This window comes from Pseudomonas sp. CM25 (genome assembly GCF_013179705.1).
Lineage (GTDB): Bacteria > Pseudomonadota > Gammaproteobacteria > Pseudomonadales > Pseudomonadaceae > Aquipseudomonas.
The window spans coordinates 1-956 of record NZ_JABMCW010000682.1 but is presented as its reverse complement, the minus strand read 5'-3'; the positions used below and the strand labels follow the sequence as shown (position 1 = coordinate 956).

The following is a 956-nucleotide window of genomic DNA, read 5'->3' as shown; positions in this document are numbered from 1 at the left end:
CGCCTTTGTGCTCATAGCTTTCTTCGATGTGTTCAGCTTTGCGTTTTTGCTTCTCGGTGTATTTGTCTTTGTCTCCACGGGGCATGACCGTCACTCCTGAAAGGCTCTAAGTGAACGGTTGAACACCTGCCCTTCGGCAGAGTGCCGAAAAATGGACAAACGGCTGCAGCAGGTACCTGATCCGTCGGCATCCGATTCGAGGGATATTCCGTCGCCTGTTCGCTCACTTGCATGCTCAAGCCATAGGCGGCTTATCGGTTGAAAAAATCGATGTATTAAGCGCTCACACGTAGCAGATTTTCGAACACATTCCATAGCACCCAACTGATGCGTACCCAGTCACAAGTTAAAGGGTATTCTGTGGAGAACGCCGCGATGCAGTCTGATGAAGCGAATGAACTGAAACGATGCCGAGCCCTTGCTCTTGAACAGAATCAACGGCTGCTCGGCGAGGCGCATCGACGCATCCAGCAAGCGGAACAAATGTTGACTCACCCCCAATTGGATGCGGAGCAGTTCGAACGCTATAAAAGACTGAAAGCTTCAGCCCTGCACTGCTACGCAGAAGCACTAGAACACCTCGCTATTATCGACAGGGACTTTCCTGAGCCCCCGGCCAGCAACGACGTTGCGCACACCCTGGCGCCGGCACCGGCCGCCACGAACGACGCGCATAATCACGTGCGTACGCTCGCGTTCAACGATTGAACAAGGGCCGTCCTTACACGCCTGTTTTTTTGCGCGTCGGGCTGAACTAGACTGGCCGCTTTTGTCCTTCCGATGAGAATCCTGCTATGAGCGCTGACGATAACAAAACCGCATTACCGCAGCGCAAAGACGTAGTGCCAAGCGAGCTGCCATTTCCGGTGGTTGGCATCGGTGCGTCGGCGGGGGGCATCCAGGCGCTCCAAAAATTTCTCGAGAACATGCCAGCCGATAACGGTATGGCATTCGTG

2 protein-coding genes and 1 pseudogene are annotated in these 956 nt (G+C 54.2%); 2 read left to right on the top strand and 1 reads right to left on the bottom strand.

Annotation, left to right across the window (positions count from 1 at the left end; genetic code table 11):
• Window positions 1–85: pseudogene (locus tag HP546_RS30675) on the bottom strand (termination factor Rho); the annotation flags it as partial.
• A gap of 290 nt (window positions 86–375) precedes the next feature.
• Between HP546_RS30675 and HP546_RS30670 the strand changes: the two are divergent.
• On the top strand, window positions 376–708 hold the full coding sequence (locus HP546_RS30670; protein WP_172233747.1) for a hypothetical protein: 333 nt from the start codon (window positions 376–378) through the stop codon (window positions 706–708).
• 86 nt (window positions 709–794) lie between these two features.
• The coding region (locus tag HP546_RS31960; protein WP_172233744.1) for a chemotaxis protein CheB at window positions 795–956 on the top strand (162 nt) is incomplete at its 3' end.